Origin of the sequence: Desulfobacter curvatus DSM 3379, from assembly GCF_000373985.1 — a bacterium.
GTDB lineage: Bacteria > Desulfobacterota > Desulfobacteria > Desulfobacterales > Desulfobacteraceae > Desulfobacter > Desulfobacter curvatus.
This window is the reverse complement of record NZ_KB893101.1, coordinates 1-25400: the sequence shown is the minus strand read 5'-3', so window position 1 is coordinate 25400 and position 25400 is coordinate 1. Positions and strand designations below refer to the sequence as shown.

The following is a 25400-nucleotide window of genomic DNA, read 5'->3' as shown; positions in this document are numbered from 1 at the left end:
CCGGGAATTGAGAAAGATTAAAATACCCTATCTATGATATTGTAACAAAATGGCCAGTGAGAAAATAAAAGAAAAATACGACCAGGCGCCCCACGCCCCCGGGGTTTATCTCATGCGGGATAAAAAAGGAAAAATTCTTTACGTGGGCAAGGCCAAGGATTTAAAAAAGCGGCTGGCCTCATATTTTGTAAGAAAGGATCAGCCTGAGCCAAAGACCGCAGCGCTGCTGGCCCTGGTGGCTGATTTTGAGCTGGTGGTCACGCAGTCCGATCAGGAAGCCTTTATCCTGGAATCCAATCTGATCAAAAAAAATTCCCCTAAATATAATGTTATTCTTAAAGACGGCAAAAACTATCCGTTGCTGCGCATTGACATGAATGAGCCCTATCCTTCCATCCAGCGGGTCCGGCGCATTGAAAAGGATAAGGCGCTTTATTTTGGTCCGTATTCTTCCTCCAAGAGTGTCAACCAGACCTTAAAGCAGATCCAGCGGATTTTTAAACTTCGAAAGTGCCGGGACACCCAGTTTAAAAATCGGTCCCGGCCCTGTCTGAATTACCAGATTAAAGCATGCCTTGGACTGTGCTGCAATGAGGTGGACCCTGGAGAGTACCAGACCAGGGTTAAAGACGCGGTGTTGTTTCTCCGGGGACGGACCCGGGAAGTGATTAAAAAATTGCGCCTTGAGATGGCGGCGTTCGCCGGGGAGCAGGCCTATGAAAAGGCGGCCCAGGTCCGGGACACCATTTTTGCCGTGGAACGGATCATGGAGCGCCAGGTGGTGGTGTGCGCGGATGGGCAGGACCGGGATGTAATTGGACTTGCCTGGGACCGGGACCGGGCTGTGGTGACCGTCATGCAGGTCCGGTCCGGGCATCTGATAAACACGGCTTATTACCCTTTGGATCTGGGATTCAAGGAACCGGATGAGGTTTTGGCCGCCTTTGTGAGCCAGTATTATGAGAAGGCCGCCCAGATTCCGGGAGCCGTCCTGTTCAGCCATCCATCCGATGACATGACCCGAGCCGAGGCCAGGCTTAATGAGGTGGCCGATCACCGGGTGCATTTCCATTATCCGGTCCGGGGAGAAAAGAAACGGCTTGCAGACATGGCCCGGCTGAACGCAAAGGCAGAGCTTGAAAAAATTCTGGCCAGGGAGGAGGAGGCCCGGGCTGGTCTGACCATGCTCCAGCATCTTCTGGGTATGGCCCGGCCGCCCGAACGTATGGAGTGCTTTGACAACTCCAATCTCCAGGGAAAGGATCCCGTGGCGGCCATGGTGGTGTTCACCGGCGGCAGGCCCGATAAAAGTGCCTATCGTAAATTTATTATAAAGGATATTGACCACCAGGATGACTATGCGTATATGACCCATGCGCTTTCCCGCCGATTCCGGCACGACCGGGAAAATATGCCACTGCCGGACCTGCTGGTGGTGGATGGCGGTAAAGGACAGTTGTCCATGGCCGTGAGCGTGGTCAGGGCACTGGGGCTGGAGGGGAAGTTTACCCTGGCAGGCCTGGCCAAAAAGGATGCGGGCAAGGGGGAGAAAGCCGACAAGGTTTATCTGCCGGGACGGTCCAATCCGTTGAATACGGCCCAGTCTGCCAAGGCGCTTTTTCTTTTGGAACAGATCCGGGATGAGGCCCACAGGTCTGCCATTACGTTCCAACGCGCCCGCAGGGAAAAGCGGGGAAAACTCTCCGTACTTGACGGTATCTCCGGCATTGGGCCCCAAAAAAAGAAGCTGCTGCTCACTACCTTTAAAGGCATTGATAATATCCGAAACCAGTCGCCGGAAGAACTTGCCGCTCTTCCAGGCATTACGCTGGCAATGGCAAAGAATTTGCTCCAGGTGCTGGCTGAATAAGCTGCATCTCACAGTGGACATTTATGCTCAACTGTTTTATTAGATATTGTTTTGTTTCGACAAAATTTAATGATTGTATTATGATCCGAATTTTTGACGAAAACCCAATTAACAACGGACCCGTCAGATTTAAAAACTGAGGGCCGGGAGAAGAAGATGAACGACAGGTTTGAGGACGACAACACCCAGAACACTGACCAGGGCATGGATGAGATGAGCTTTGAGCAGATGCTTGATGCCTATGATTCAAAAATCGGCCGGGAATTCAAGCCCGGGGATATGGTGGAAGGGCAGATTATTTCCATCGGAGAAAATTCAGTTTATCTGGACACGGGGACAAAGTCTGATGGTGTGGTGGATAAGTCCGAGCTGCTGGATGAAAATGGTGAATTTCAGTATTCAGTGGGTGATATCCTCAAACTGTATGTGGTTTCCTTAAGCGAAAGCGAAGTGATTTTGTCCAAGGCGGTTTCCGGAGCCGGAATGGCTGCCATGATCGAGGATGCCTATCGCGGGCATACTCCTGTGGAAGGCCGGGTGACCGGCGTTGTCAAAGGCGGTTTCTCCGTGGATGTTCTGGGTAAAAGGGCGTTTTGTCCGGTGAGCCAGATTGATGTCAAATATGTGGAAACCCCCGAGGATTATGAGGGCCAGACCCACCATTTTTTGATTACCCGGTATGAGGAAAAGGGCCGGAATATTGTTGTCTCCCGCCGGGAACTTCTCAACGAACAGATCAGGGAAGAACGTGCCGCATTCATGAAAGAACTGGCCGAAGGGGATACGGTCCAGGGCAAGGTTATCAAGCTCATGTCCTACGGTGCCTTTATCGAACTTGCGCCCGGCGTGGAAGGTATGGCCCATATTTCCGAATTGAGTTGGTCCCGGGTGGAAAAGCCTGAAGAAGTGGTTCGGGTGGATGATATTCTGCCGGTTAAAGTACTCAAGATTGAAAAACCCCTTTCCGACTCTCCTAAAATTTCCCTGTCCGTTAAACAAACTTCTGGCAATCCCTGGGATAACATCGGTACCACGTTCAGCATCGGAGACCAGGTCAGCGGTAAAGTGGTTCGTCTGACCTCTTTCGGGGCTTTTGTGGAGATCGCCCCGGGCATTGACGGTTTGGTCCATATATCTGAAATGAGTCATGTGAAAAGGGTTCTGCGCCCCGAGGACGAGGTCAGCGTTGGTGAGACCATTCAGGTGATGATCAAGGCCATTGACATGGACAGTAAGCGGATCTCATTGAGCATGAAAGATGCGGCAGGCGATCCCTGGACCGGTGTTCTGGCCAAATATCCCGTGGGCAGTGTGGTGGAAGGCACCCTGGAGAAAAAGGAAGGCTTTGGACTGTTTATTCGTCTGGAACCCGGTATTACAGGCCTGATGCCCATGTCAAACCTGCGTCAGTCCGCAGATGCAGGGAAAATTGAATCTTTGAAACCTGGAGATACTCTACCGGTTCTGGTTCAGGAAGTGGACGAGGAGAACCGGCGCATGACCCTGGCCCCCCCGGACCAGAAATCTTCAGGTAATTGGAAGCAGTTTGCAAAAAGTGCCAAGGGTGGTTCTTCCTTTGGGTCTATGGAGAGTATTTTGCGCGAAGCACTGGAGAAAAAGAAATAGGGGTTTTTCGTCCCTGTGCTTTAGATGTCTGCAATGTTTATCACTGATTTTGATGGTACGCTGCTCACAGACCATAAACGTATCCGTGGTCGGGATCTGGATACCCTGGCCGGGCTGAGGGCTGCCGGTGTAATCACGGTCATTGCCACAGGGCGCAGCCTATATTCCTTCAGGCGCGCCCTTGAGCATATGGAACTTGCCCCGGAGGATCTGCCTCTGGATTATTTGATTTTTTCCACAGGTGCCGGCATCATGGCCTGGCCCGGGGATCGAATGATCCGCTCCTGTTCCATCCCTAAAGAGGGGGTCTTGGAAATTACAGCCTGTTTTGACCATTTTGGCTTTGATTATATGATTCACAAGGCCATCCCTGATACCTCATATTTTTTGTTTAAATTCACCTCCGGCCGCAATTCTGATTTTCACCGGCGGATGGCAATGTATTCGAATTTTGCCACGCCCCTTGGTACGGAAACCACGATTTATGATCAGTCCACCGAGGTCCTGGCCATTGTACCCGGTGGATTTCCCCGGGAGCAGCTGGATGCGATTCGCCGTGAGCTGTCCGGATTCAGCGTGATTCAAGCGACCTCTCCTTTGGATCATAAATCCTTGTGGATAGAAGTATTTCCTTCCGGGGTCAGCAAGAGTGCGTCATCCCAATGGCTGGCCCGGCATCTTGGTGTCGGCCGGAGGATGGTGACTGCAGTGGGGAACGATTACAATGACGAAGATCTTTTGGACTGGGCCGGGCAGGGTTTTTTGATGGATAACAGCCCTGAATCCCTGAAAAATAAGTTTATGGCTTCAGGCTCCAACAATGAATGCGGGGTGAGCCGGGCGGCAAAGTCGGCAGGGTTTTTAAAATGAGCTTTCGCCCGGGTCATCTTCTGGCTCTTCAAAATTAAGGCCCGGGTAAAGTTTCTTGCAGCAATCCGGGCAGATTCCGTGGGAAAATATCAAATGGTCAAAGGCTTTTTCAATATCTTTCCATTGATTGTCCTTCACCCTGATTTTTTTGCAGTTGGCGCAGATGGCAATGGCATGCTCGGGTATTTCCTGGGGATGTTTGATGAGTTGTTCGTATTGGTGCTGCAGTTCAATGCGTTGGGATATGTCCCGGGCCATGATAATGGTACCGGTGTAGGTCTTATTCTTACCCTGGTTGATGGGACTGCAGGTTAGTTCCACATGTACGATATGTTCGTTTGCATGTACCAGTTGAATTTCATACCGGCTGGTTTCGCCTTTTCTACGGATCTGGGTCTGTTCAAGTATCGTCCGGAAGCTGTCCCGGGTTGAGATTTGCTCAAGATTCGTTGATATGAGTCTTTCTGCCGGATAGCCCATCATGTTGCAGAATGCCGGATTGACAAAGGTGATATTTTCCTGGGCATCTACGGTGAGGACCCCTTCTGCAATTTGTTCGGTAATGGTCCGGTATTGTTTTTCACTTTTTTCCAGACGTTTTCTGTATGCCTTATTTTCATTGGCAAGTCGCCGGTTTTCAAAGACTTTTTTTACCACATGAACAATGATGTCCAGGTCAATTATGGGTTTGGAAATATAATCTTTGGCACCCATCTGAAGGGCCTGGATGACATCCTGTTTTTTGCCGGCTCCTGAAATCACGATCATGGGCTGATCCGGGTCGGATTTATGGATGGTGCGCATGACCTCAAGCCCGTTCATGACCGGCATGAGCAGATCCGTGATGACCACATCCACGTTTTTTCGGAAAAACAGGTCCAGGCCCACATGGCCGTTTTCTGCCGCAAAAACCTGGTATCCCTGATCCTCAAATAAATCAGTCAGGCTTTCCCTGATGGAGATTTCATCATCTATAATGAGAAGCGTTTCCTGGTGCATTTCGATCTGGTGTATGTTGATGATTTATTCACCGGGGTACAGCTTTCCGGTATTTGTAAATATTTTAAATACTTTTAAACAATCCTGCTGAAAAAATACTATACCAGATCAACGGAACAAATGTAAATCACAGATCTTTAATTAATTGCGCCATATCCCTGACTGCTGTGTCCATACCTGTCATGACGGCTTTCGAAATTATGGCATGTCCGATACTGTACTCCGTAATTTCAGACAATCCCTTGAATTCTTTGATTGATTGGTAACAGATGCCGTGTCCGGCATGCACACCCAAGTTCAGGCGGGCACCGATTTTTGCCGCATCCACAATTCTTGTGTATTCCCTTCCCCGGTCGTACGAGGTTGTGGCATCGCAGAATGCGCCTGTATGTATTTCAATGGAATCCGCATCAATTCTGTGGGCCATTTTGATCTGATCCAGGTCGGGGTCAATGAAAATGCAGATTTTGATTCCGGCATTTTTCAGGGTAGTGACGGCTTGACCAATGTGATCCATATGGGTAATTACATCAAGTCCGCCTTCTGTGGTGAGCTCTTCTCTTTTTTCAGGTACCAGGGTGACGGTGTCGGGTTTAATGTCCAGGGCAATGCCCAGCATTTCGCTGGTGGCAGCCATTTCAAGAATCAATCGGGTTTTTATCGTCTGGGAAATCAGCCGGACATCTCGTTCCTGGATGTGGCGGCGGTCTTCTCTCAGATGTACCACAATGGCATCGGCCCCGGCAGTTTCTGCGGCCAGAGCAGCCTGGACCGGTTCCGGGTATTTGGCGCCTCTTGCCTGGCGCAGGGTCGCCACATGATCTACATTTACTGCTAACTCGGCCATTTTGATATCCTTTTAATTTTTTAGAATGCGGTTAAATCCGGATTCTTTTCAATGATCCTGAGCAGTTCCAGGCTCTTTTTTTCCATTTCCCGGGCCTGCGCTTCACCCAATTCATGGTCAAACCCAATCAGGTGAAGAATACCGTGTATCAATAATTGAGACATCCGTTCATTCGTTGAAATTCCTGCCGTTTGGGCCTCTGTCCGGGCCGTATCAAAGGAGATCACCACATCCCCGAGAAGTCCCGGGGTAATATCCGAGAACTCTCCCTCCTGCATGGGAAAAGAGAGCACATTGGTGGGGGCGTCTTTGCCTCGATATGTCCGGTTCAAATCCCTGACTTGGTCATCATCCGTTATAACAATGGAGATTTCGTGATTATCACAGCCCAAGGCGTTTAAGATCTGTTCGGTCTTTTTGTGCAGGGGCGCTGTTGCCAGCCTCTCCTCTTGGTGGTTGTCTATCAGTATCCTTAGATGTTCCATTTCTCTTGTCCTGCTTTTTATCCTGGGGCTTGTCCGTGTACTCAATGCGGCTGTGGTAAATAGAGGTTAAAATATTATTAAAACTTTTGGCAATCTGGTGCAGATCTTTCAAGGTCATTTCACACTCTTCGAGCTGGCCGTCGGCAAATATGTCATTGATCAACTCTTTTACACGGCCCTTGATTCTGGCTGGGGTTGGGCGCTCAAGTGCCCGGGTCGCGGCTTCCACCACATCTGCGAGCATGACGATGCCCGCCTCCCTTGTCTGGGGTTTGGGGCCCGGGTATCTGAAATCATCCTCATTGACGTTTCCATTTCCGGCTTTTTTGCTTTTGTTATAAAAATATTTTATCAGGGATGTACCGTGGTGCTGGATAATGCCTTCCACAATTTCATTGCCCAATTTGTACTCTTTGGCCATTTCCACGCCTTTTTTAACGTGTCCGATGAGTATTAATGCGGACATGGACGGGGAAAGTTTGTCATGGCGGTTCCGTCCGTCAGACTGATTTTCAATGAAATACATGGTTTTATCCAGTTTGCCGATGTCATGGTAATATGCCATGACTTTGGCCTTGAGGCTGTCTGCCTGAATGGCAGATGCGGCGGCTTCGGCAAGGGTTGCGACAATGACACTGTGGTTGTAAGTGCCCGGGGCCTCAATCATTAGTTTTTTGATCAGGGGTTGGTCCAGATTTGAAAATTCCAGCAGTTTAGCCGCCGTGGTGTAATTAAATAAGACTTCGATTAACGGTGTGAATCCCACCGTAAGAATGGCCGCAAACACACCACCGCCCACGGCCATTGTCACCTGTTTAAGCAATATTCCCCAGGGGAGTGCCTGGGCGGGCATGAAAAATCCCAGGGCAATGGCAAGACATGCATTGAAAACCGCCAATTTGAATCCGGCCACAATGAAATGGTGACGTTCGTTTCGTTCCTTGATCCAGTATGCCGCTGTGACACTGGACAGAAAAAAGAACAAAAAGACCTGGAATTCGCAACCAAAGGAGATGGTACATAAACTGCAAAGCATCAGAGAAAAATACAGGGCAATGTCAAACCCCAGGAAAATGCAGGTGATCATGGCTGCGGCCGGTATGGGGACCACCATATATATTGCTCTTGAGGCAATTTTCCCTGATATTTCCGGATTTGAGGCGTGGGCAATATACACGGCAAGTTCGGTGAATCCGATATAAAGCAAAAGGCCCAGGGTCAGAAAGGTCATGTGTTTATTCATATCCCGGGCAAGTTTTGGGTGATCTTTGAGGTAAAGAAAATAAACCACAAGAAGCAAAAGGCTTGTAAACATGCAGATGCCGGTAATGGTCATGATCTCATCTTTATCTTCAACCTGTTCGCTTAGGGCGTTTAGCTTGACCAGTTTGAGTTCATCAACCCGCTCCCCTTCCCGAAGAATCATTTCACCTGCCTTGATTTGGTAAAGGGTGGGTTTGATACGTGCCTGGGCTTCCCGGATGCGTTTTTTCGTTTCGTTTTTATTCAGGGTGATATTGGGCCGCAACAGTCGCTGGCAGATATCCACCACCAGGTTGGCCAGACTGTAGTTGACACCTTTCAGGATGGGCTGGCCCACAACCCTTACCATGGTCTTGGCCTGGTCCGGTCCGTAAAACACCTTGAGGTTGGTAATAACGCGTTCCTCGTGGGACTGGATGGTTCTAAGGATGATGCCTTTTTTTTCTTCCGCCAGAAGGATCTCTTTATTGCTTACGACCCCGTTGGTCAAAATAGTGCCTATGATGGCGGTAATATATCCCGTGACCTCTTCGGAGAATTTTTCATTGAACAGGATTTGGAATGCGCCATTGGAAATCTCTATGCCCAGTTTTTTTTCAAATTCGGGCTTGGATGCCAGGGCGATGGAAAAGGCGGCATCCGGAGATTCAGGTGGCGTATTTCCCAGGGCATTGTCCTGGTGTTGAAACATCTGCTGTCCAAAGTGCATGGCCGATGCAATGCCGGTGGTTATATTTTTCAACAGGTTGTCATCAAAATCATAGACCGTTCTGATTGATGTTTCTGCCGAATTCATTTTGGCCAGGTTGGTGGCCTTGTCTTCTATAAAAAAATCCTTGGATGCTTTGATGTCCCTGCCTGCAACATCCCCTATTTTATATACATATGATTCGGTGGTATAGTCAAAGGTCTGGGCCAGAGCGAACAGAGTAACGACCAGAAGAAACATTGCCGGCGGCAGATATGGGGTGTGTGGCAGGACTTGCCCGGCCCGCTTAAGCCAACTCTGGTTATTTGCTTTTTTCATAAGCGTCTATGATATCGGACACCAGCCGGTGCCTGACAACATCTTCCTTTGAGAATTCTATAAATGAGATCCCCCTTATCCGGGAAAGCAGTTTCCTGGCTTCCACCAGACCCGATTTTTTTCCTCCGGGCAGGTCTGTCTGGGTAATATCACCTGTAATAATGGCTTTTGAACCGTATCCAATTCGGGTCAAAAACATTTTCATCTGCTGTGAGGTGGTGTTCTGGGCCTCGTCCAGAATGATAAATGCATCGTTCAGGGTTCTGCCCCTCATAAATGCAATGGGTGCGATCTCAATAATTTCCTGCTCAATATAGGCTCTGGCTTTCTCAAAATCAAGCATATCATAAAGGGCATCATACAGAGGCCTCAAATACGGATTTATTTTTTCAGCCAGGTCACCGGGAAGAAAACCCAAGGCCTCGCCGGCTTCCACCGCAGGACGGGTGAGGATAATTTTCTTTACATCACCCTTTGTAAACGCTGCAACGGCCATGGCCATGGCAAGATAGGTTTTGCCGGTTCCAGCCGGGCCGATCCCGAAAAGAATGTCATTGGATGTTATGGCCTCGGTGTAGGCCAGCTGGGTTGGGGTCCGGGGTGTGATGGGCTTATTCTTTGCTGTTACCACTATTGTGGTGGTAAATATTTTTTTCAGGGGGGTGGACCCGCCCTGTTGAATCGCATTGATGGCGGCATCCAGCACAGCAGGCGTTAACCGTATTTTCTTTTCCAGAAGGTCATAAAGCTGGCTGATCAGGTCCATCACCTTCTCTGTTTTTTTTTCTGCACCACTGACTGAAATCGCTCCCCCCCTTGAGTTTATTTTAACATCAAAGGCCAGGGCGATTTTTTCCAAATTTGTATTGTGTGTCCCAAAGAGTTTTTGGGCCAGGGTAATGTTCTGAAACTCAAGATTTTTCATGGACTATAGGGTGCATTTTATTGGTTTAAAGGTCAATAAAAATCTTGACTGTGAACTGGCCCTGCTGTTATCTGTTTATACTTAAAAATTTATCAAATTTTAGGGAAGATAATGAATTTTTTTGACCTTTGCGTTTTGATCATTGTGGGGTTTTGCCTTATTCGGGGGGGCTTTAAAGGACTGGTCCGGGAAATTTCCGGTATCGTGGGCGTCGTGGTCGGCTTTTACGGGGCCAACACCTATTATCCCCAGTTGATTCCCTATATTGAGTCATGGATTTCATCACCACAGCTTCAAAAGCTTGTCTGTTTTTTTCTATTGTTCTGTTTGATTCTCATTGCTGTGGGGCTTGTGGCCGCCTTGATCCATAAGTTGCTGAACATTGTATTTTTAGGCTGGGTAAACAGAACATTCGGTGTCATCTTTGGTGCTGCCAAAGGCATACTTATCACAACGGTCCTTTTTATAATCATCACAAGCTTTGCACCCAGCGGCAGCAATCATATGGCAGCGTCCCGAACAGCACCTTACCTTGCCCAGGTTGCTGATGCCCTGACCCTGTTTATTTCCCGGAACATCAAAATGGATTTCAGTAAGGAGTTGGAAGGATTAAAAGAAACGTGGAAACAATAATTCCCTTGCTTGAGATCATCCGGAGGCTTCGGGGGGAGAACGGATGTGCCTGGGACAGGAAACAGACTCCGTCCACCATGTGGAAGTGCCTGGCAGAAGAGTTATATGAACTGGAAGAAGCCATCATCAAAGATGATGAGGATAATATTGTTGAAGAGCTTGGAGACGTTCTTTTCCAGGTTCTTTTTATTATGGAAATTTATGCCGACTCCGGCAGGTTCTCCTTTGACCGGGTGGTGAAGGCTGTGGCTGAAAAAATGATTCGTCGCCATCCCCATGTTTACGGTGACAGCCGGATTACATCCGAAGATGGGCTGAATAAGCAATGGGAGGCTATTAAAGCTGGGGAGAAGGCGGATTACGTGACGTCTGAAAGACATTCTGCCCTTGACGATGTGCCTGGTGGGATGCCGGGACTGCTGAGGGCTTTGAAGGTTTCCAAATCGGCCGTTAAGGCCGGATTTGAGTGGGAAAACCTGGGGCAGGTTCTGGATACGGCAGTTTCAGAAATACATGAATTTGAGGCAGCGCTCTCCATGGACGAAGATGATGCCATGCTCGAATTTGGTGATATCCTTTTTTCCCTTGTGAATGTGGCAAGATTTGCCGGGTTTCATCCGGAAACAGCGCTTTACCGGTCCACTTCAAAGTTTGAGGAACGATTCAGGGTTATGGAAGCCGCCATAGAAAAAAAGGGCCTTGATTTAAAGCAGATGCCTCCCGGAGAAAAGGAGACGCATTGGCAGGAAGCCAAACAGGCTTGTGCACAAAAAAAACATGACGTTCATAAGCGTAAGTAACGTTAGTCCTCCACTCTTGTCCCCAGTTTCTTGTATCTTGCCTACAGGTAGTCTCCCCTCTGGAATTTCAGATATTCTGTTTTTGCCGTAATGGCCGTACTGGTGGCAATGTTTATGAGTTCCTGGTCATCTTCTCCAAGAGACTGCGTTTCTTCCAATAAAGATGCGGCGTCTTCATTGAGCCCTTCAAGTACGGGTTCAATCTCCTTTAAGGTGACGCGGGTATCATCAAGCTTTGATGCGTAGTTTTCAAGGTTGGTCAGAAGTTTGTCGGTTTTATCCGTGACGATGGAAGATAGGGTTTGAATCTCAAATTCCGGCGCAGAGATTTCACCCAATTCACTGGTCTGTGCCCCTTCCTCGGATGCCTGTATTTTTTCCTGTGCGGAATTGAGCAACGATTCAAATCCCTGTGCCTGTCCCCTGGCCTGGGATACTTTAGTTGCCTGACCATCTATTATTTGGGTAATGTTTTGAATGTTGTTAATATTGGTCATATTGTCCTCCTTTTTTATTAAGGAAGAATAATGCAACAAGCGTGCCGATAATTTCAGCCTTTTGATGATTAGATTGTATTTTAATTTGCTATAAAAACCAAGAGGTTATCTTGTTGAGAATAAAAAACTCCTGCCTGAAGACATCAATGTATCAGGCAGGAGGGAAAAAAATGCCGCGTGGTTAACCCACTTCGGTCATAATGGAGCCGATTATTTTTTCTGCGACCTGCTCGGCATTCACTGTGTACTGATTGGACTGAACCTGTAGTTTGAGGGCTTCAATTTTATCGGCTCTGCCCATGGGTTCTTCGGCGGATGCGGCGGAAATTTTCTGAAGCTCCCTGGTGGTGGCGGACAAATTAATGCTGTCGGAAAGGGGCTCTTTAGATTGTTTGCCCTGATCCGCCGAGGTGTTGGCGGTGGTGTTGGCATTGGCATTATTAGCAGCGTAACTTTGATTGATATACTGCAGTGTGGTATCAATTTTCATATTAAACACCCTCCTGGGATTCCATATTGGAATCAGCCACCTGGCGTGCCAGTTCCGTCATCCGTTCCACAATGAATTTAGAATCCTCCACGGACAAGGTCTGGACAACCTTATTATTATTTTCATCAACCGAGGTATACGTGAATTGATTTCTTCCTTTGGTGAAATCAATTTTTTTCCCCAGCTCTTTTTCAATCTGGTTGGTGATATGGGCCTCATCCTTTTCATTGGGCCCTTCGGTGATAATTTTATCGACAATGTTACTTGCAACCTTATCTATAATGGCCTGGCGTTTGCCTTCCGATGAGATGCTGACACTGTCGGCAGAAACCTTGTTGGCATCGCTGAATTTATTTTTCCCCAGCAGTTTGCCTTGGCTGAATTGCCTTGAATACACTTTCAAGACATTTTGTATCTGGTATGAAGGTATCTGCATTTTAATTTTCTCCTTAAACCCAATATCGGCTTGGTAAAATTAAAACTTTAGAAAAAATTTTCAATCATCAAAATCTCCTTCAGGGCCTTTATCGGCATTGATTAGCGAAGCCTTTTCAATAATTTTTTCCCGGGTCCATTCATCTTTTTGTTCGATTTTCTCCGCTTTGAAGCCCGGCATGTATGACTGGGTCTCCAGAATTTGTTTTTTTACCAGGTCTGCTGTATCTGTGGCGTTGAATACATTGGTGAGCAGGGTAAATACAAAATCTTCAACGTTTTTGACCATTCGTTCCCGAACCGGTGCGTCCTGGGCTGTCAGCGTATTTTCAAAAGGATTGTTCAGTTTTTTAAAATTTCCCTTTTTCCAGTCATTGGCTGCGGCAAAAGCGCACATCTTTTCCCAGGTGGCCTGGGAGACTCCTTTGCCGGGCTCTTTGATGAAGCTGCCCGACTCCTCCATGATGGCATTGCCGAAATCGTTAACCTTTACCCCCCAGGAAATCATTTGAAGGGCCGTGGCAACATTGGCCTTTGTAGTTCTTGTGTGCTTGGCAATTTGGCGTAAGCGGTCGGAATTATTTCCTGATGTTCCGTGCTGGGCACCTGAAATTCCGTAAGGGGCTAAGCTGTTATGGATTTGTGCCGTCAACTCGACATTGATGCCTGCGTCGCTTTGCTCAATGCCGTGGGTGGTGCCGTTGTTCAGGGCAATCCAGTCCGGAAAAATGCTGTGGGCATTGAGTCCCTGGATAAGAAACAGCGCTTCTTCAGGGGTTGAGAGACCCTGTTCCCCTTTGATCTCACCCACTTCGGTTTCAAGACCTGCCCATTCAGGTATATACGGATTTAATTCAATATTGGCCAAAAGGTTCTGGTCATCCGGCATGTGGGATGCGTCAATGGCAATGGAAGTAATGCCGGTATCAAATAAAGACCGGATTTCGGTTTTTGCAGGTGTAACATCTTCGGGTTTTTTAATTCCGAAATGGTCTGCATGGATGGCCACGGGAACGGTTATTCCCATCTCATTCATATACGCATCGGTCTGCCTTGCAATGTTCCAGAGGCTGGTGGCACAATAGGCCGCGGTGCCGCCCTCGGAACGCGCAATTTCAATGATAACGGCAGCGTTGGCATGTTGGGCTGCGGCGAGGGTCCCTTTGATGACAAAGGCGTTTCTGCCGTTGGCTGCAATAGTCATGCAGCCGCCTTTGGCCAGCATGGCGCGGTCAATATATTTCCCGCTTACAATGAGTGCTTTTGAGCTGGGAAAGCACTTTTTCACATTGGGGGGCCTGCCGTAATCAAGCAGCTTGCGGTATTCTTCGGATTGTGAATAGGTCATGATGAAATCCTCCCGTGTGTAAGTAATATCTTGTATGTAAAGAATGGTTAGGAATCATAAACTTTTTACATTAAAATAACTCAAAATCAAGCTCAATAAAAGAAATGAACGCAATTTTTATATAACAGCCATGGGCTGACCTGACATATCAGCTGCCAGGCTTAGCCCACAACGAAAGTTGAAAGATCTGTATAGGTCACAGACTTTCTTATAAATGAATGGATGTTCACGGTTTTTGGGGTGAGGGGATTACAAAGCGACTGATTCGGGCGTGATAAAATTTATATACGTTATCATCTTGTAACTATAAGATATATTAAAGTGATAGCTTCTGTTTTTGAAGATTGTTACAAGGCTTGACATTTGCACGGATCTGTAGTTAGTTTGCACGAATCTATTGTCAGGTGGATGAGCCGTTATTCATTTAGGTAACAACAAGGATGAACACATTTGCAGAAAAGTAAGTCCGAGAAATATCATAAAATTTTAAACAGTGCCGGTGCAGTGTTTGCGGAACATGGTTTTTACAGAGCCACCATTTCACAGATTGCTGCCAAGGCCGGGGTGGCGGACGGCACTTTATATCTTTATTTCAAGAACAAGGACGATATCCTTTATCAGTACCTGAGCTTTAAAACAGATGGGGTGTTTGAAAAAATGAATACTGCCGTAGCCAAAGGCACAGATGCGGAAAGCAAGTTGAGAAATCTGATCGGCTGTCATCTTGATGAGTTTCAAAGAGATAAAAATATGGCAACTATTTTTCAATCAGAGGTGAGATATCTAAGGGATATTGAGTCCCAGGTTAAGAATATCTCAAAGATGTACCTTGATCTTTTATCCGATATTATAGAGCAGGGTCAGATTGAGGGCAGCATGCGCCAGGATCTCTTTGTCGGGCTTGTGAAACGCTTTATCCTCGGGGCTGTGGAAGGTGTGATTTCCACCTGGGTCAATGCCCAGGGACGCTACGATCTTGGAACCATGGCCGATCCGCTGGTGGATCTTTTTATGACGGGCGTCCGGGAGGGCTGAATCTGAACCCTGTCAGGTAGAAAACAATACGGTTTTTTCCTACCAGATATGTTCTGGGAAGGGATAGTTGCGTTAAACTGAAATTTATGCTTTTTGCTTGACGCCGAAGTAGATGTTTATTAAAGCACACTGAACCTTAAGTTAATAAATTAAATATAATATGGAGGTAAGTCAAGTATGTCTATGATCATTGCTCCGGCAAAGTATTTGTTGTTCGGCTTTTTTCCAACAGTGATTTTTTCATTTCTTTTGCCGGTAATTGGTGTAGGGTTATTTACCTACATCATAGCCCGGAGAATCGCTCCTCTGGTCCGGGCCAATCCGGACTATCGTTTAAACAATATTCCGGAACGGATTAAAAATCTGATCGTTGTATGGTTAGGACAGATCCGCCAGCCTAGATATATGCAGGCAGGCGTGCTGCATATCATTATATTTGCCGGTTTTTTAATTCTTTCCATCCGCTCCACAAGCCTTGTTATCGAAGGCCTGTTCGACGGGTTTGTGTTTCCCGGGTTAGGCGGCAGCCTTGGCACTGTTTATTATTTTATTAAAGATTACGCCGCCACCGCCGTTCTTGTGGCATGTCTCATTGCGGCCTGGCGCCGGGGCATTAAAAAGCCTGCCCGCTATGCAGTGCCTGAAAAATATGGCCATGACCATACGGCAGAAGCGGTTTTTGTTCTGGGCCTCATTTCCACCCTGATGATCTCGGAAAGCTTGTTTGAAGCGTCTGCTGCCGCTTACAACTATCAATCCCTTGGTGAAGCTCACTTTCCGGCACTATTTTCCATGGCCTGGATTTTTTCAAAGACACTTCAACTTGCATCCTTGGAATTCCTCCAGGGCCTTCACATCATCATGTATTATGTGCATGATTTTACCTTTTTCTTTTTTCTTTGCTTTTTGCCCCTGGGAAAACATTTCCACGTCATCACCTCTATTTTCAATGTCTTTTTCATGCGGGTGAAAACAGGTAACATTAAACCGGTTAAATACGGTGTTTCTGATGAGGAACTGGACAATCTTGAATCATTCGGCGTTAAAAAACTGGAAGATTTCACCTGGAAGCACATGCTTGATTTTTACTCCTGTGCCGACTGCGGACGGTGTTCCGACCAGTGTCCGGCCAATGCGGCAGGCCGTCCATTGTCTCCCCGCTTCATCACCATCAAGGCCAGGGATCTTATTTTTAAGAATTATCCCATCAAGTCCGGTGTGATTTATAAATCCGACAAGCTTTTGGTGGAGGATATTTATACCGAGGATGAAATTTGGTCCTGTACAACCTGCGGTGCCTGTGAACAGGAGTGCCCCCTGGGGATCGAATATATTGATAAGATGGTTGACCTGCGTCGTGGCATGGTGGATGAGGGCATGGTGCCACAGTCCCTGCAAAAACCCCTTAAAGCCCTTGAAAAACGCGGCAATCCCTATGGCAAAATGGAGAAAAAACGCGCGGACTGGACCAAGGAGAAAACCTTTGCCGAAACACATACGGTCAAGGATCTGGGCAAAGACACGGCTGAGACCCTGTACTTTGTAGACAGTATCACCTCCTATGACGACAATATTCAGGAAATTGCCCGCAGGACCGCCATCATCCTTGAAAAGGCCGGCGTGGATTTCGGCATCCTGGGCAAGGACGAAAAAGACAGCGGCAATGAAGTAATCCGGTTTGGTGAAGAGATGCTTTACCAGGAACTCAAAGCCCAGAATACAGAAGCCATTCTTGAATCCGGTGTTAAACAGATTGTAACGGCCGACCCCCATGCTTTGAACGCTTTGAAAAAAGATTATACAGGCCTGCCCCCTGTTAAACATATCAGTGAAATTGTGGCTGAAAAGATTGAATCCGGTGCACTGACCATGAAACCGTGCCAGAATCGGGATAAAGTATATGTGTACCATGATCCCTGCTATCTGGGGCGGCACAACAGTATTTATGAATCCCCGAGGCAGGCGCTGGATGCCATTGCCGGCCTGACCCGAGTGGAGTTGGAAAAAAGTCGTGACCGGTCCTTCTGCTGTGGTGGCGGTGGCCTGATGCTGTTTTATGAGCCTGAAGAAGAGACCCGCATGGGGGTTCTCAGGGTGAATATGGCAGCCGAGGCCGGCGCCAATGTGATTGTCACGGCCTGTCCTTTCTGTCTGGTGAATATCCAGGATGCCATTAAGGTGGCCGGAAAAGAAGGCGAGATGGAAGCCCTTGATTTTACGCAACTCATTGAGGAGCACTTAGCATAAATATATCTTATCTGCCGGGTTGGTTTTATTTATCGGTCCGGCAGACCCTAAAAAAAATAAGCTTAAGGAGGCAATAATGGAAATTTTGGTGTGCGTCAAACGCGTTCCGGATACTGCTGAGAACGAATTTGAACTCAATTCTGAAGGCAATGATCTGGATCGTGATGATCTGGTTTATTCCGTGAACGAGTGGGACAACTATGCCGTTGAAGAGGCCATCCAGATCGTGGATAACCTGGGCGGCAGCATAACTGTCGTAACGGTGGGTGATGATGAGGCTGAAGAAGTCCTCAGACGGGAAATGGCAATGGGCGCCAACAACGGCGTTCTTCTTTCCGATGACGCCTTTGAAGGATCTGACGGTAAAGGTATTGCCGCCATTCTCAAAGCTGAAGTTGAAAAAGGCAATTATGATCTGATTCTTACCGGAGCCCAGGCCGACGAAGGCGCGGGCCAGGTCGGCGGCATGCTTGCAGCCATGCTGGATTACCCCTATGCCTCTTTGGTGAACAAGATTGAACCGGCTGATGGAAAAATTAAAGTGGGCCGGGAAATTGAAGGCGGCAACCAGGAGATGAACGAAATTGAGCTGCCCTGCGTGCTTTCCATTCAGACCGGTATCAACGAACCCCGCTATGTCGGCATCCGCGGTATCCGTAAGGTGGCCAGTGTTGAGATTCCCGTAAAGGGTGCCGGTGATCTTGGTTTGGATGCCGGCAGCGTAGGCGAAGCTGGTGCCAAGACCAAACGCGTGGATTATTTTGTGCCTGATCTGGGCGATGGTGCTGAAATGCTTGAAGGCTCTACCGATGAAATTATTGAAAAATTAATTGAGAAGCTGAAAGCCAAAGGAGGTCTTTGATCATGACACAGATTTTTGCATATGTTCCATTTAAAAACGGGGTGGCTGAAGATGTGGCCCTGGAGTTCCCGAGTGCTGCAAAAAAGATTGATGCCGGTGCCTCTCTCACTGCTGTCGTTTCCGGCTCCGGCGCTGATCTGGATAAAGTGGCCAATGAACTGACCAAAATTTATTCAGAAGTCATTAAAATTGATAATGCCGCCCTGGCCTATCCCAATGCTGAAGTCGTAAGAAAAGCCCTGATCAACATCATTCCGGCTGATGCCATTGTGCTGGTAGCCCATGACACATTCGGCATGGATCTGGCCCCTGGCCTGTCCATCAAACTGGATTCCACCTACGTGGCTGACGCTATCGATTTTGAAGGCATGGACGGTGCGACCTTGAAACTTGTCCGCCAGGAACTCGGTGGCGCTGTTTCCACCCATGTGACATGCGATGCGGCCGCAGGCGCTGTCATCACCATCCGGCCGGGTGCATTTGCTCCGGCTGACGGCGGTGCGTCCGGTTCCGTGGTTGACAAATCCGGTGATGCCGGTGACCTTTCTGCCAAAAGAACCTTCCTGGAGGTGGTTGAAGCTGAAGTCGGCGATGTTGATATTACCAAATCCGACGTTCTGGTTTCCATTGGCCGTGGTATTGAAGATGAAGACAACATTGAAATTGCCCAGGGACTGGCTGACGCCATGGGTGCCGTGGTTTCCTGCTCACGTCCCATCGTTGATGCCAAATGGCTTGAAAAATCCCGCCAGGTCGGTACCTCGGGTCAGACCGTTAAGCCCAAAGTCTACATGGCCATGGGTATTTCAGGTTCCTTCCAGCACATGGGCGGCATCAAGGGCAATCCCTTTATCGTTGCCGTGAACAAAAACCCCAAAGCACCGATCTTCCAGGTTGCTGATGTGGGGATCGTGGAAGATATCCTGGAGTTTATGCCTGAACTCCAGGAAGCCATTGAAAATCTATAGGCAGCCATAAGCATATTGCCGGTGATCCGTTTTTCCGGTACGTATAAAAAAGCCCTGCTGACTTTCATGTTTGCAGGGTTTTTCATTGTCTAAACAGCAATCTCAAAGCGGATGGCCGGGTGGTGCCGGTAGTCGGTCAAAACGGTATCCTTGTACTGCCAGTCAAAAATAGAGGTAAAAGATCTGGTTTCTACACCAGGCAGGGCAAAGGGTTTTCTTTCAAGCTGTTGCTTCAGTCCTTGAACATGGTTTTCATAAATATGGGTGTCCCCCAGAAAGCCAACAAGGGTCCCCGGTTTAAAACCTGATTCCAGGGCCAGGAGCGTTAAAAGAAGTCCGTAGCTTGCAATGTTGAAGGGTAGTCCCAGGGCCGTATCCACGGATCTTTGGTTCCACAGTAAATTCAGTCGTCCATTGATTACTGTGACTTGAAACCCGTAGTGGCAGGGGGGGAGGGCCATCTGACCTATATCCATGGGATTCCATGCAGATACGATCATCCGACGGTCATCGGGATTGGTTTTCAAGGTGTCCACCAGGTTTTTAAGCTGATCCACTCCGGCCGGAACCGGTTCCTTGTCCCATGCCTGGTATCCACCGCCAAAGTGCCGCCACTGGAATCCGTAAATAGGGCCAAGTTCCCGTTCATTCATCATCATCTTCTTGGTCTCATCATCATGTCCGTAGGCGACCTTAGCGGGTGAGCACCATTCATCCCAGATATGATTATTTCTGTCCCGCAGCCAGTTTTTATCCGTGATGCCTTTGATGAAAAATTCAAGCTCTTGGGCCACAAGGGTAAAGGGTACATATTTAGAGGTCAGCAATGGAAATCCCTGGGCCATGTCATGTTCAAACATGGCCCCGGCAATGGCAATGGTGTTCACCCCGGTGCGATTTTCCTTGACCTGGCCCTGGTTAAGTATTTTTTTGACAATATTTGAATAGGCATCCATGTGCGTGTTCGTTTATATGTATGTATAAAACAGTTAATCCAGCAGATCGCTGGCAGCCTCGGCGGCAGTGTCAGCTGCCTCCACGGCAGCCGGAAATGCTTCAGAAAGGGTCTCTCCTTTTTTATTGGTCATATCACGGATATTCTTCTGCACAGTGATGACCGCAAACAGGCTCAGCACAAACGCCATACCAAAAAATCCTTTTTCGCTCAGCTTCAAGTCAGCGTTAAACAATCCCACGGCCAGCAATGCGATTGAGACACTGAAGGATACCCAGGAAATAAACAAAAAAGCGTTGGTTGCCGGCAGACCCTCTGCGACGTCCCGTACAGTCTTTTGTATGGTTACGGAGGAAAACATGGCAAAAAGAAACACGGCAAGGTAAAATCCCTTTTCATTCAGGGCGAGCCCGGAATTATATAGTCCGACCAAGTAACCGATAACTCCGATGGCAAGTGCCGCCCAGCTTGCAGCTATAAATGCTGCTGTAGGACGGCCGACGAAGTGGTCCGTTTGTAATGTATTAGGCCGCATCTTTAAATCTCCTTTCTGCGTCAGGGCCATTCCTTTCCTTATCCCTCGTATTGTACGTATAATGGCCGCAAGATAAATGCTTTTAGAAATAAACATCTTGGATATCCGTATCCGCTTAGGTTTTGGATTCGCAACTCCCTGTGCGGAGCCATAGCCCCATAAAATGGAATTTACAGTGACCGTAGTCATAGAACACATCTTTAATATTCTCATTAAAACGATATTAGTTAAAGATAAAAATTTTTTTCGTATATATTATGTGGTGGTTATGGTTATTGTGGTTGCATTTTAAATTTCAATTTACTTTGTTATTCCTTTCAATCTGAACTGTTAGGAATAAGGGAGTTCAAGGTGTTGATTCTAAAGGATGCGGGTGGTATACCTGATCTCTGTATGGCTGATGCCGACGCTTTTTGAAAAAATCTATAGATCAAATTATTTCGCTGATAATCCTGTCTATACCTGTCCATATCAATATAAATTGCATTCGGTTACGCGTATATGACTAAAAGGGTATTGGTATGAAATTGGAGCTGCTATGAAAAAATGGCTGATTGAAGAGCTGATATGTCCCCAATGCCTGGACAGTGACGTTGTACTCAATCCTTATATCCACACAGAGACGGATGATGACATTATTGAGGGGTGCCTGGTATGTCCCCAATGCAAACAGGGGTATGAGATCCATGAGGGGATTGCCGTGGTCGTGCCTGAACAGACCCTGCCCATTATCCGGGATGCAACGGGATACAACTCTTTTTCCATGCTGTCATCCTATTTGTGGAGTCACTATTCAGAGTTTTTTAACGGTCCTGATGCCACGGACGCTTATCAGCAATGGGCCCGGGCCTTTGATTCCAAGCGGTCCGGCTGGGCCCTTGATATCGGATGTTCCGTGGGGCGTTTAACCTTTGAAATGACCCGAACCCATGACCGGGCTGTGGGGCTTGATACCTCCATCTCCTTTGTCCGGGCTGCCCGGGAACTTGCGGCTAAAAAACGGCTGGCATTTGACCTGATCATGGAAGGTCAGATCACGGAAACGCGGTCCTGTGACCTGGATCCCGCCTTTGGCTTTGACCAGGCTGAATTTATTGTTGCCGATGCCATGGCATTGCCTTTCCGGTCCCGGCGTTTTGACACGGTAAGTTCCGTAAACATTCTTGAAAAGGTGCCGGATCCTTTATTGCATCTGACCGAAGCCAACCGGGTTATGGATGAAAAAGAGGCAAAATTCCTTTTTTCCGATCCCTTTTCCTGGGATGAAAATGTCAACAGCCCGGAGCTTTGGCTTGGGGGCACCAACGAAGGTCCTTTTAAAGGATTTGGCATGGATAATATCTGCAGGTTGCTTCAGGACCCGGGATCTGTATTCTCTCCGGAATTTACCATCCAGGATGTGGGGCAGGTATTGTGGAAAATCAGGAAAACCCGGAATCTATGGGAGCATATTACCTCCCAGTTTGTTGTCGCTGAAAGAAAAATAACATAGAGGGAGGTGTTTGGTTTGGCAGAACAGAAACCGGGAATTTGCGGCTTGTGTTTCCACAGCCCCGGATGCGGGGCCATTGTTCATTTTGATGATGACGGTAAAATTGATCGGCTCACCCCGGATCCCGAGGCGCCCATGGGCGAAGTACTTTGCCCCATGGCGGCCAGTGCAAAGCAGATTATCTATTCCGATGCACGCATCAGACAGCCGTTGAAACGAAAAGGGCCCAAGGGCAAACTGGATTTCGAACCCATCTCCTGGGAGGATGCCTTTGACATTATCGCTGAAAAAATGTCGGCCATTAAAGCGGAACACGGGCCCCAGGCCCTGGGGTTCTATGCCGGTACAGGCTCCTACGAACGGGCCTTTAAAGATGCATTCCAGCTCGGCGGTTCTCACATTTACCTTGCCTCAAGCATTCTGTTTCCCTATGGATCACCCAACACCTTTGGGGTGGGCGCACCCTGCTATACCTCCCTTGGTGTGCTGGCGCCCCAATTGACTTGTGGTTGTCTGCATACGGACATGTTTTCCGATGTGGACAATTCAGATCTTATTTTTGTTTGGGGCACTGATCCGTCCACCTCCACACCTCCGGCTATGTTCGGGCGCTTGGTCCGGGCCGCCCATGAAGGGGCAAGGATCGTTGTCATTGACCCCAGGCAAACCGCATCTGCCAAGCTGCCGGACAGTCGGTGGGTGCCCATTCGGCCCGGCTCGGACGGGGCTCTTGCCCTGGGTCTGTGCCATGTCCTGATCCGGGAAAATTTAATTGATCATGCCTTTGTTCAAGAGTGGGCTTTGGGGTATGAAGAGTTTGCCGAATATGTCAAGGGCTTTACCCCTGAAGCCGTTGCCGGAATTACCGATGTACCCCAAGACTTGATTATGGAGCTGGCTGAAGAGATTGCCGATGCCGAAGGCGCAAGCTATGTAATGTATACAGGTCTGGAATATACCAAATCCGGTGTCCAGAACATACGGGCCGTCATGGTGCTCTGGGCACTGGCCGGGCAGATGGATGTTGAAGGGGGGCGCTGTTTTGTCCCGCATGGGAACCAGATTCACCTGTGCAAAGATCACCAGATTGTCAGCCCTGGGTTTGACAAATCCATTGGTGCAGGCCATTTCCCGGCGTACGCCCATTTCTGCGGGGGAGAGCCCCATGCCAACCGGCTGCCGAAGTCCATTTTAGAGGGCGACCCTTACAAGATCCACGGTCTGTTTATCCTGGGCGCATCCATCCTGACCTCCTGGCCCAATCCCATTTTGTGGCAAAAGGCGTTTGATGCCCTGGATTTTCAAGTATCCATTGATCTGCAGCTTACCCGGGATGCGGCCTGGGCAGATATTGTGCTGCCGGCCACCACAGCCTTTGAGCAGTCATCCTATTGCTTTTACGGAAATGCAGTGCGGTTGCGGGAAAAAATGATCGAGCCGGTGGGGGACAGCAAACCCTGCTTTACTATCTTAACGGAACTGGCCCGGAAACTTGGGTATGCCGAAACGTTCCCTGCCGATGAGGCGGAATTGTTGGATCTGGTCTTGAAAAATACCGGCTTTACCCGGGCGGATATGGCACAGGATGCGCGGCTTACGGTGCGCAAACCCGCCGCCCCCATGACTTACCGGAAATGGGAAACAGGCGGTTTGCGGAAAGACGGAACGCCGGGCTTTGAAACGCCGTCAGGCAAGTTTGAAATTAAGTCCACCTTGCTAGAGCAGATGGGGTATGACGGACTGCCGAAATATGAAGAGTCCTTTGAAACCCCCGTCAGCCGTCCTTTGCTGGTTAACCGGTTTCCTTTGGTCCTGGGTACGGGGCCTTTTAAACCGGACATGAAATCCTGCCTGCGGGCCGTGCCTGATTTTATTGAAAAATATCCGGATCCCATGGTCCAGATGAATCCTGGGGATGCAGCAAAACGAAAGATTGAAACCGGCGATACGGTGGTGGTGAAAACGGCCCGGGGGTTTGTGGAGATGCGGGCCGATGTAACGGAAAATGTAATGAAAGGGTTTGTGTATGCCCCGGTGGGCGGTGGCGGTCCTTTGGGTACTGAATCCTGGCGGAAAGCCAATGTCAACGTGCTCACCGATCTTGAGCAGTTTGATCCTATTTCCGGGTTTCCCGTGTATAAAACCCTGATGTGCCAGGTGAAAAAGAAACGCAGAAAGCGCACCATTGTGGTCCAGGATCCCAGTCTGGGGTGTGTTGGGTGATGTTGTCTTCCCCATTGACATCCATGTGAAACATAAGAAAGGGGAAAACCATTCGGTTTTCCCCTTTCTAAATATATGGCCGAGAAACGGTTAACGCGTTAACCGATTGCCGGAATAATTACATTTTTTTATGGCAGTCGCCGCATTTGGTGCCGACTTTCAGGCCTTTTTCCTTGTGGCAGCCAATGCAGTTTTCATGGATGGCTGATTCAAGGTGCATGATGTCAATGGGTTTTTTCTTGTATACGCCCTGGAAGGTTTTGTCTTTAGGTTTTACATTGGTATGGCACTCTTCACATTTTTTAACATCATCGCCTTCTTTAAGATCGGCAAGGGGTTTGCCGTCTTTGTCGTGATGGCACTCACCGCAGGAAATCTTGTATTCTTCATGATGTTTTTTATGGGTGAATTCAACCAGTTTAGATGGTTTTTTTGCATCCGGACTTTTTTTGCGTTTGGCGTCTAACAGCTTGCTTTTCATTGTAATTACGTCTTCTGCCTTAGTCCCTGCCTGAATTCCGGAAGCAGTGAAAAACACAGCAATTCCTGCAGCCAACAGGAGGGTGAATAATTTCTTGCTCATAACCTCTTTTCTCCTTTATAAAGTTAAAACTATAGTGCTTTTACGGCTGTACAGCCGATTATATCCTTATAATTCATTCCCGCCTTTTTTACACCTAAGCCCCGGTTAAAGTCAATGTTTCTCTTTTTCATCCAGTGCTGACGCATAAATAATAAAAGGTCGGCCGAAGTTGTTCCGCCCACTCCTTTTTGGGAAAATTCCGCCTTTCCTTCTTTCAGAAGGCATCGGAAAGGTAGTTCTTCCTACACAAACCATGGCCTGTACCGAAGATTTTCATTCCGTCCGGGCATAGTTCTCCCCCATTCCAGGCTTGAAACTGTTTCGATTACCTGTCCGTGGTTGCCGTCTCACACTAATCGGAGTTGAAAGGGGGCGGACAGACGCT

Annotated in this window: 23 protein-coding genes; 11 read left to right on the top strand and 12 right to left on the bottom strand. The window is 48.2% G+C overall.

Annotation, left to right across the window (positions count from 1 at the left end; translation table 11 throughout):
- Nucleotides 1–49: 49 nt before the first annotated feature.
- The 3 genes from uvrC (at nt 50) to B147_RS0122360 (ending at nt 4366) form a co-directional block, all read left to right on the top strand.
- Nucleotides 50–1870, top strand: coding sequence for an excinuclease ABC subunit UvrC (gene uvrC / locus B147_RS0122370; RefSeq protein WP_020589441.1), 1821 nt, complete (start codon nt 50–52; stop codon nt 1868–1870).
- Between the two features lie 156 nt (nt 1871–2026).
- Nucleotides 2027–3496 (top strand): 30S ribosomal protein S1, encoded by a 1470-nt coding sequence (locus tag B147_RS0122365; RefSeq protein WP_020589440.1) that lies wholly within the window; start codon nt 2027–2029, stop codon nt 3494–3496.
- A gap of 24 nt (nt 3497–3520) precedes the next feature.
- On the top strand, nt 3521–4366 hold the full coding sequence (locus B147_RS0122360) for an HAD family hydrolase (protein ID WP_157237999.1): 846 nt from the start codon (nt 3521–3523) through the stop codon (nt 4364–4366).
- Here the strand turns inward: B147_RS0122360 and B147_RS0122355 are convergent.
- The 5 genes from B147_RS0122355 to B147_RS0122335 all read right to left on the bottom strand — a co-directional run bounded on the left by B147_RS0122355 (nt 4358) and on the right by B147_RS0122335 (nt 9912).
- Nucleotides 4358–5365, bottom strand: a complete 1008-nt coding sequence (locus tag B147_RS0122355; protein ID WP_020589438.1) for a response regulator — start codon at nt 5363–5365, stop codon at nt 4358–4360. The two genes, B147_RS0122360 and B147_RS0122355, sit on opposite strands and share 9 nt — an antisense overlap.
- Before the next feature lie 127 nt (nt 5366–5492).
- Nucleotides 5493–6212 (bottom strand): pyridoxine 5'-phosphate synthase, encoded by a 720-nt coding sequence (locus B147_RS0122350; protein WP_020589437.1) that lies wholly within the window; start codon nt 6210–6212, stop codon nt 5493–5495.
- 20 nt (nt 6213–6232) lie between these two features.
- The gene (gene ybeY / locus B147_RS0122345; protein WP_033397830.1) at nt 6233–6697 is read right to left on the bottom strand and encodes an rRNA maturation RNase YbeY; all 465 of its coding nucleotides are present in this window, start codon (nt 6695–6697) and stop codon (nt 6233–6235) included.
- On the bottom strand, nt 6594–8987 hold the full coding sequence (locus tag B147_RS0122340; RefSeq protein WP_020589435.1) for an HD family phosphohydrolase: 2394 nt from the start codon (nt 8985–8987) through the stop codon (nt 6594–6596). The genes ybeY and B147_RS0122340 overlap by 104 nt, the downstream gene beginning before the upstream one ends.
- Nucleotides 8971–9912, bottom strand: a complete 942-nt coding sequence (locus B147_RS0122335) for a PhoH family protein (RefSeq protein ID WP_020589434.1) — start codon at nt 9910–9912, stop codon at nt 8971–8973. The genes B147_RS0122340 and B147_RS0122335 overlap by 17 nt, the downstream gene beginning before the upstream one ends.
- A 111-nt stretch (nt 9913–10023) precedes the next feature.
- On the opposite strand from B147_RS0122335, the gene B147_RS0122325 reads away from it, so the two are divergent.
- Together B147_RS0122325 and mazG are read left to right on the top strand one after the other, a co-directional pair.
- The gene (locus B147_RS0122325) at nt 10024–10545 is read left to right on the top strand and encodes a CvpA family protein (protein ID WP_020589433.1); all 522 of its coding nucleotides are present in this window, start codon (nt 10024–10026) and stop codon (nt 10543–10545) included.
- On the top strand, nt 10533–11345 hold the full coding sequence (mazG, locus tag B147_RS0122320; RefSeq protein WP_020589432.1) for a nucleoside triphosphate pyrophosphohydrolase: 813 nt from the start codon (nt 10533–10535) through the stop codon (nt 11343–11345). Before B147_RS0122325 ends, mazG begins: the two co-directional genes overlap by 13 nt.
- Before the next feature lie 41 nt (nt 11346–11386).
- On the opposite strand, the gene B147_RS0122315 is transcribed toward mazG, so the two are convergent.
- The 4 genes from B147_RS0122315 to B147_RS0122300 form a co-directional block, all read right to left on the bottom strand.
- Nucleotides 11387–11842 carry a hypothetical protein gene (locus B147_RS0122315; protein WP_020589431.1) on the bottom strand — a complete coding sequence of 152 codons (456 nt, stop codon included), beginning with the start codon at nt 11840–11842 and terminating at the stop codon, nt 11387–11389.
- Nucleotides 11843–12023: 181 nt separating this feature from the next.
- Nucleotides 12024–12332, bottom strand: a complete 309-nt coding sequence (gene flgM, locus B147_RS0122310; protein WP_020589430.1) for a flagellar biosynthesis anti-sigma factor FlgM — start codon at nt 12330–12332, stop codon at nt 12024–12026.
- A 1-nt stretch (nt 12333) separates the two neighbouring features.
- On the bottom strand, nt 12334–12768 hold the full coding sequence (locus B147_RS0122305) for a DVU0524 family FlgM-associated protein (protein ID WP_020589429.1): 435 nt from the start codon (nt 12766–12768) through the stop codon (nt 12334–12336).
- A 60-nt stretch (nt 12769–12828) separates the two neighbouring features.
- Nucleotides 12829–14115 carry a class II fructose-bisphosphate aldolase gene (locus tag B147_RS0122300; RefSeq protein ID WP_020589428.1) on the bottom strand — a complete coding sequence of 429 codons (1287 nt, stop codon included), beginning with the start codon at nt 14113–14115 and terminating at the stop codon, nt 12829–12831.
- Between the two features lie 450 nt (nt 14116–14565).
- Between B147_RS0122300 and B147_RS0122295 the strand changes: the two genes are divergently transcribed.
- The 4 genes from B147_RS0122295 (at nt 14566) to B147_RS0122280 (ending at nt 19227) form a co-directional block, all read left to right on the top strand.
- Nucleotides 14566–15150, top strand: a complete 585-nt coding sequence (locus B147_RS0122295) for a TetR/AcrR family transcriptional regulator (protein WP_020589427.1) — start codon at nt 14566–14568, stop codon at nt 15148–15150.
- Between the two features lie 177 nt (nt 15151–15327).
- Nucleotides 15328–17397, top strand: coding sequence for a (Fe-S)-binding protein (locus B147_RS0122290; protein WP_020589426.1), 2070 nt, complete (start codon nt 15328–15330; stop codon nt 17395–17397).
- 76 nt (nt 17398–17473) lie between these two features.
- Nucleotides 17474–18259: an electron transfer flavoprotein subunit beta/FixA family protein gene (locus tag B147_RS0122285; protein WP_020589425.1), complete on the top strand. Its 786-nt coding sequence runs from the start codon at nt 17474–17476 to the stop codon at nt 18257–18259.
- Nucleotides 18260–18261: 2 nt separating this feature from the next.
- Nucleotides 18262–19227, top strand: coding sequence for an electron transfer flavoprotein subunit alpha/FixB family protein (locus B147_RS0122280; RefSeq protein WP_026259781.1), 966 nt, complete (start codon nt 18262–18264; stop codon nt 19225–19227).
- 89 nt (nt 19228–19316) lie between these two features.
- Here B147_RS0122280 and thyA read toward each other — a convergent pair whose 3' ends face one another.
- Nucleotides 19317–20183, bottom strand: coding sequence for a thymidylate synthase (gene thyA, locus B147_RS0122275; RefSeq protein ID WP_020589423.1), 867 nt, complete (start codon nt 20181–20183; stop codon nt 19317–19319).
- A gap of 33 nt (nt 20184–20216) precedes the next feature.
- The gene (yiaA, locus tag B147_RS29290) at nt 20217–20717 is read right to left on the bottom strand and encodes an inner membrane protein YiaA (protein WP_051085698.1); all 501 of its coding nucleotides are present in this window, start codon (nt 20715–20717) and stop codon (nt 20217–20219) included.
- Between the two features lie 538 nt (nt 20718–21255).
- Between yiaA and B147_RS0122260 the strand changes: the two genes are divergently transcribed.
- Together B147_RS0122260 and B147_RS0122255 are read left to right on the top strand one after the other, a co-directional pair.
- The gene (locus tag B147_RS0122260; protein WP_020589420.1) at nt 21256–22209 is read left to right on the top strand and encodes a class I SAM-dependent methyltransferase; all 954 of its coding nucleotides are present in this window, start codon (nt 21256–21258) and stop codon (nt 22207–22209) included.
- Nucleotides 22210–22224: 15 nt separating this feature from the next.
- Nucleotides 22225–24432 carry a molybdopterin-containing oxidoreductase family protein gene (locus B147_RS0122255; RefSeq protein WP_020589419.1) on the top strand — a complete coding sequence of 736 codons (2208 nt, stop codon included), beginning with the start codon at nt 22225–22227 and terminating at the stop codon, nt 24430–24432.
- A gap of 118 nt (nt 24433–24550) precedes the next feature.
- On the opposite strand, the gene B147_RS0122250 is transcribed toward B147_RS0122255, so the two are convergent.
- Entirely contained in the window at nt 24551–25015 is a 465-nt protein-coding gene (locus tag B147_RS0122250; RefSeq protein ID WP_020589418.1) for a cytochrome c3 family protein, read from the bottom strand.
- Nucleotides 25016–25400 lie beyond the last annotated feature (385 nt).

What these genes read in the sequence shown, in the direction of transcription:
- B147_RS0122350 (WP_020589437.1), bottom strand. Translation starts at nt 6,212, where the DNA reads ATGGCCGAGTTAGCAGTAAATGTAGATCATGTGGCGACCCTGCGCCAG.
- B147_RS0122290 (WP_020589426.1), top strand. Translation starts at nt 15,328, where the DNA reads ATGTCTATGATCATTGCTCCGGCAAAGTATTTGTTGTTCGGCTTTTTT.
- B147_RS0122300 (WP_020589428.1), bottom strand. Translation starts at nt 14,115, where the DNA reads ATGACCTATTCACAATCCGAAGAATACCGCAAGCTGCTTGATTACGGC.
- B147_RS0122280 (WP_026259781.1), top strand. Translation starts at nt 18,262, where the DNA reads ATGACACAGATTTTTGCATATGTTCCATTTAAAAACGGGGTGGCTGAA.
- B147_RS0122305 (WP_020589429.1), bottom strand. Translation starts at nt 12,768, where the DNA reads ATGCAGATACCTTCATACCAGATACAAAATGTCTTGAAAGTGTATTCA.
- B147_RS0122285 (WP_020589425.1), top strand. Translation starts at nt 17,474, where the DNA reads ATGGAAATTTTGGTGTGCGTCAAACGCGTTCCGGATACTGCTGAGAAC.
- ybeY (WP_033397830.1), bottom strand. Translation starts at nt 6,697, where the DNA reads ATGGAACATCTAAGGATACTGATAGACAACCACCAAGAGGAGAGGCTG.
- B147_RS0122335 (WP_020589434.1), bottom strand. Translation starts at nt 9,912, where the DNA reads ATGAAAAATCTTGAGTTTCAGAACATTACCCTGGCCCAAAAACTCTTT.
- B147_RS0122250 (WP_020589418.1), bottom strand. Translation starts at nt 25,015, where the DNA reads ATGAGCAAGAAATTATTCACCCTCCTGTTGGCTGCAGGAATTGCTGTG.
- B147_RS0122365 (WP_020589440.1), top strand. Translation starts at nt 2,027, where the DNA reads ATGAACGACAGGTTTGAGGACGACAACACCCAGAACACTGACCAGGGC.
- yiaA (WP_051085698.1), bottom strand. Translation starts at nt 20,717, where the DNA reads ATGCGGCCTAATACATTACAAACGGACCACTTCGTCGGCCGTCCTACA.
- B147_RS0122355 (WP_020589438.1), bottom strand. Translation starts at nt 5,365, where the DNA reads ATGCACCAGGAAACGCTTCTCATTATAGATGATGAAATCTCCATCAGG.
- B147_RS0122360 (WP_157237999.1), top strand. Translation starts at nt 3,521, where the DNA reads ATGTCTGCAATGTTTATCACTGATTTTGATGGTACGCTGCTCACAGAC.
- thyA (WP_020589423.1), bottom strand. Translation starts at nt 20,183, where the DNA reads ATGGATGCCTATTCAAATATTGTCAAAAAAATACTTAACCAGGGCCAG.
- B147_RS0122260 (WP_020589420.1), top strand. Translation starts at nt 21,256, where the DNA reads ATGAAAAAATGGCTGATTGAAGAGCTGATATGTCCCCAATGCCTGGAC.
- B147_RS0122315 (WP_020589431.1), bottom strand. Translation starts at nt 11,842, where the DNA reads ATGACCAATATTAACAACATTCAAAACATTACCCAAATAATAGATGGT.
- B147_RS0122340 (WP_020589435.1), bottom strand. Translation starts at nt 8,987, where the DNA reads ATGAAAAAAGCAAATAACCAGAGTTGGCTTAAGCGGGCCGGGCAAGTC.
- B147_RS0122325 (WP_020589433.1), top strand. Translation starts at nt 10,024, where the DNA reads ATGAATTTTTTTGACCTTTGCGTTTTGATCATTGTGGGGTTTTGCCTT.
- uvrC (WP_020589441.1), top strand. Translation starts at nt 50, where the DNA reads ATGGCCAGTGAGAAAATAAAAGAAAAATACGACCAGGCGCCCCACGCC.
- flgM (WP_020589430.1), bottom strand. Translation starts at nt 12,332, where the DNA reads ATGAAAATTGATACCACACTGCAGTATATCAATCAAAGTTACGCTGCT.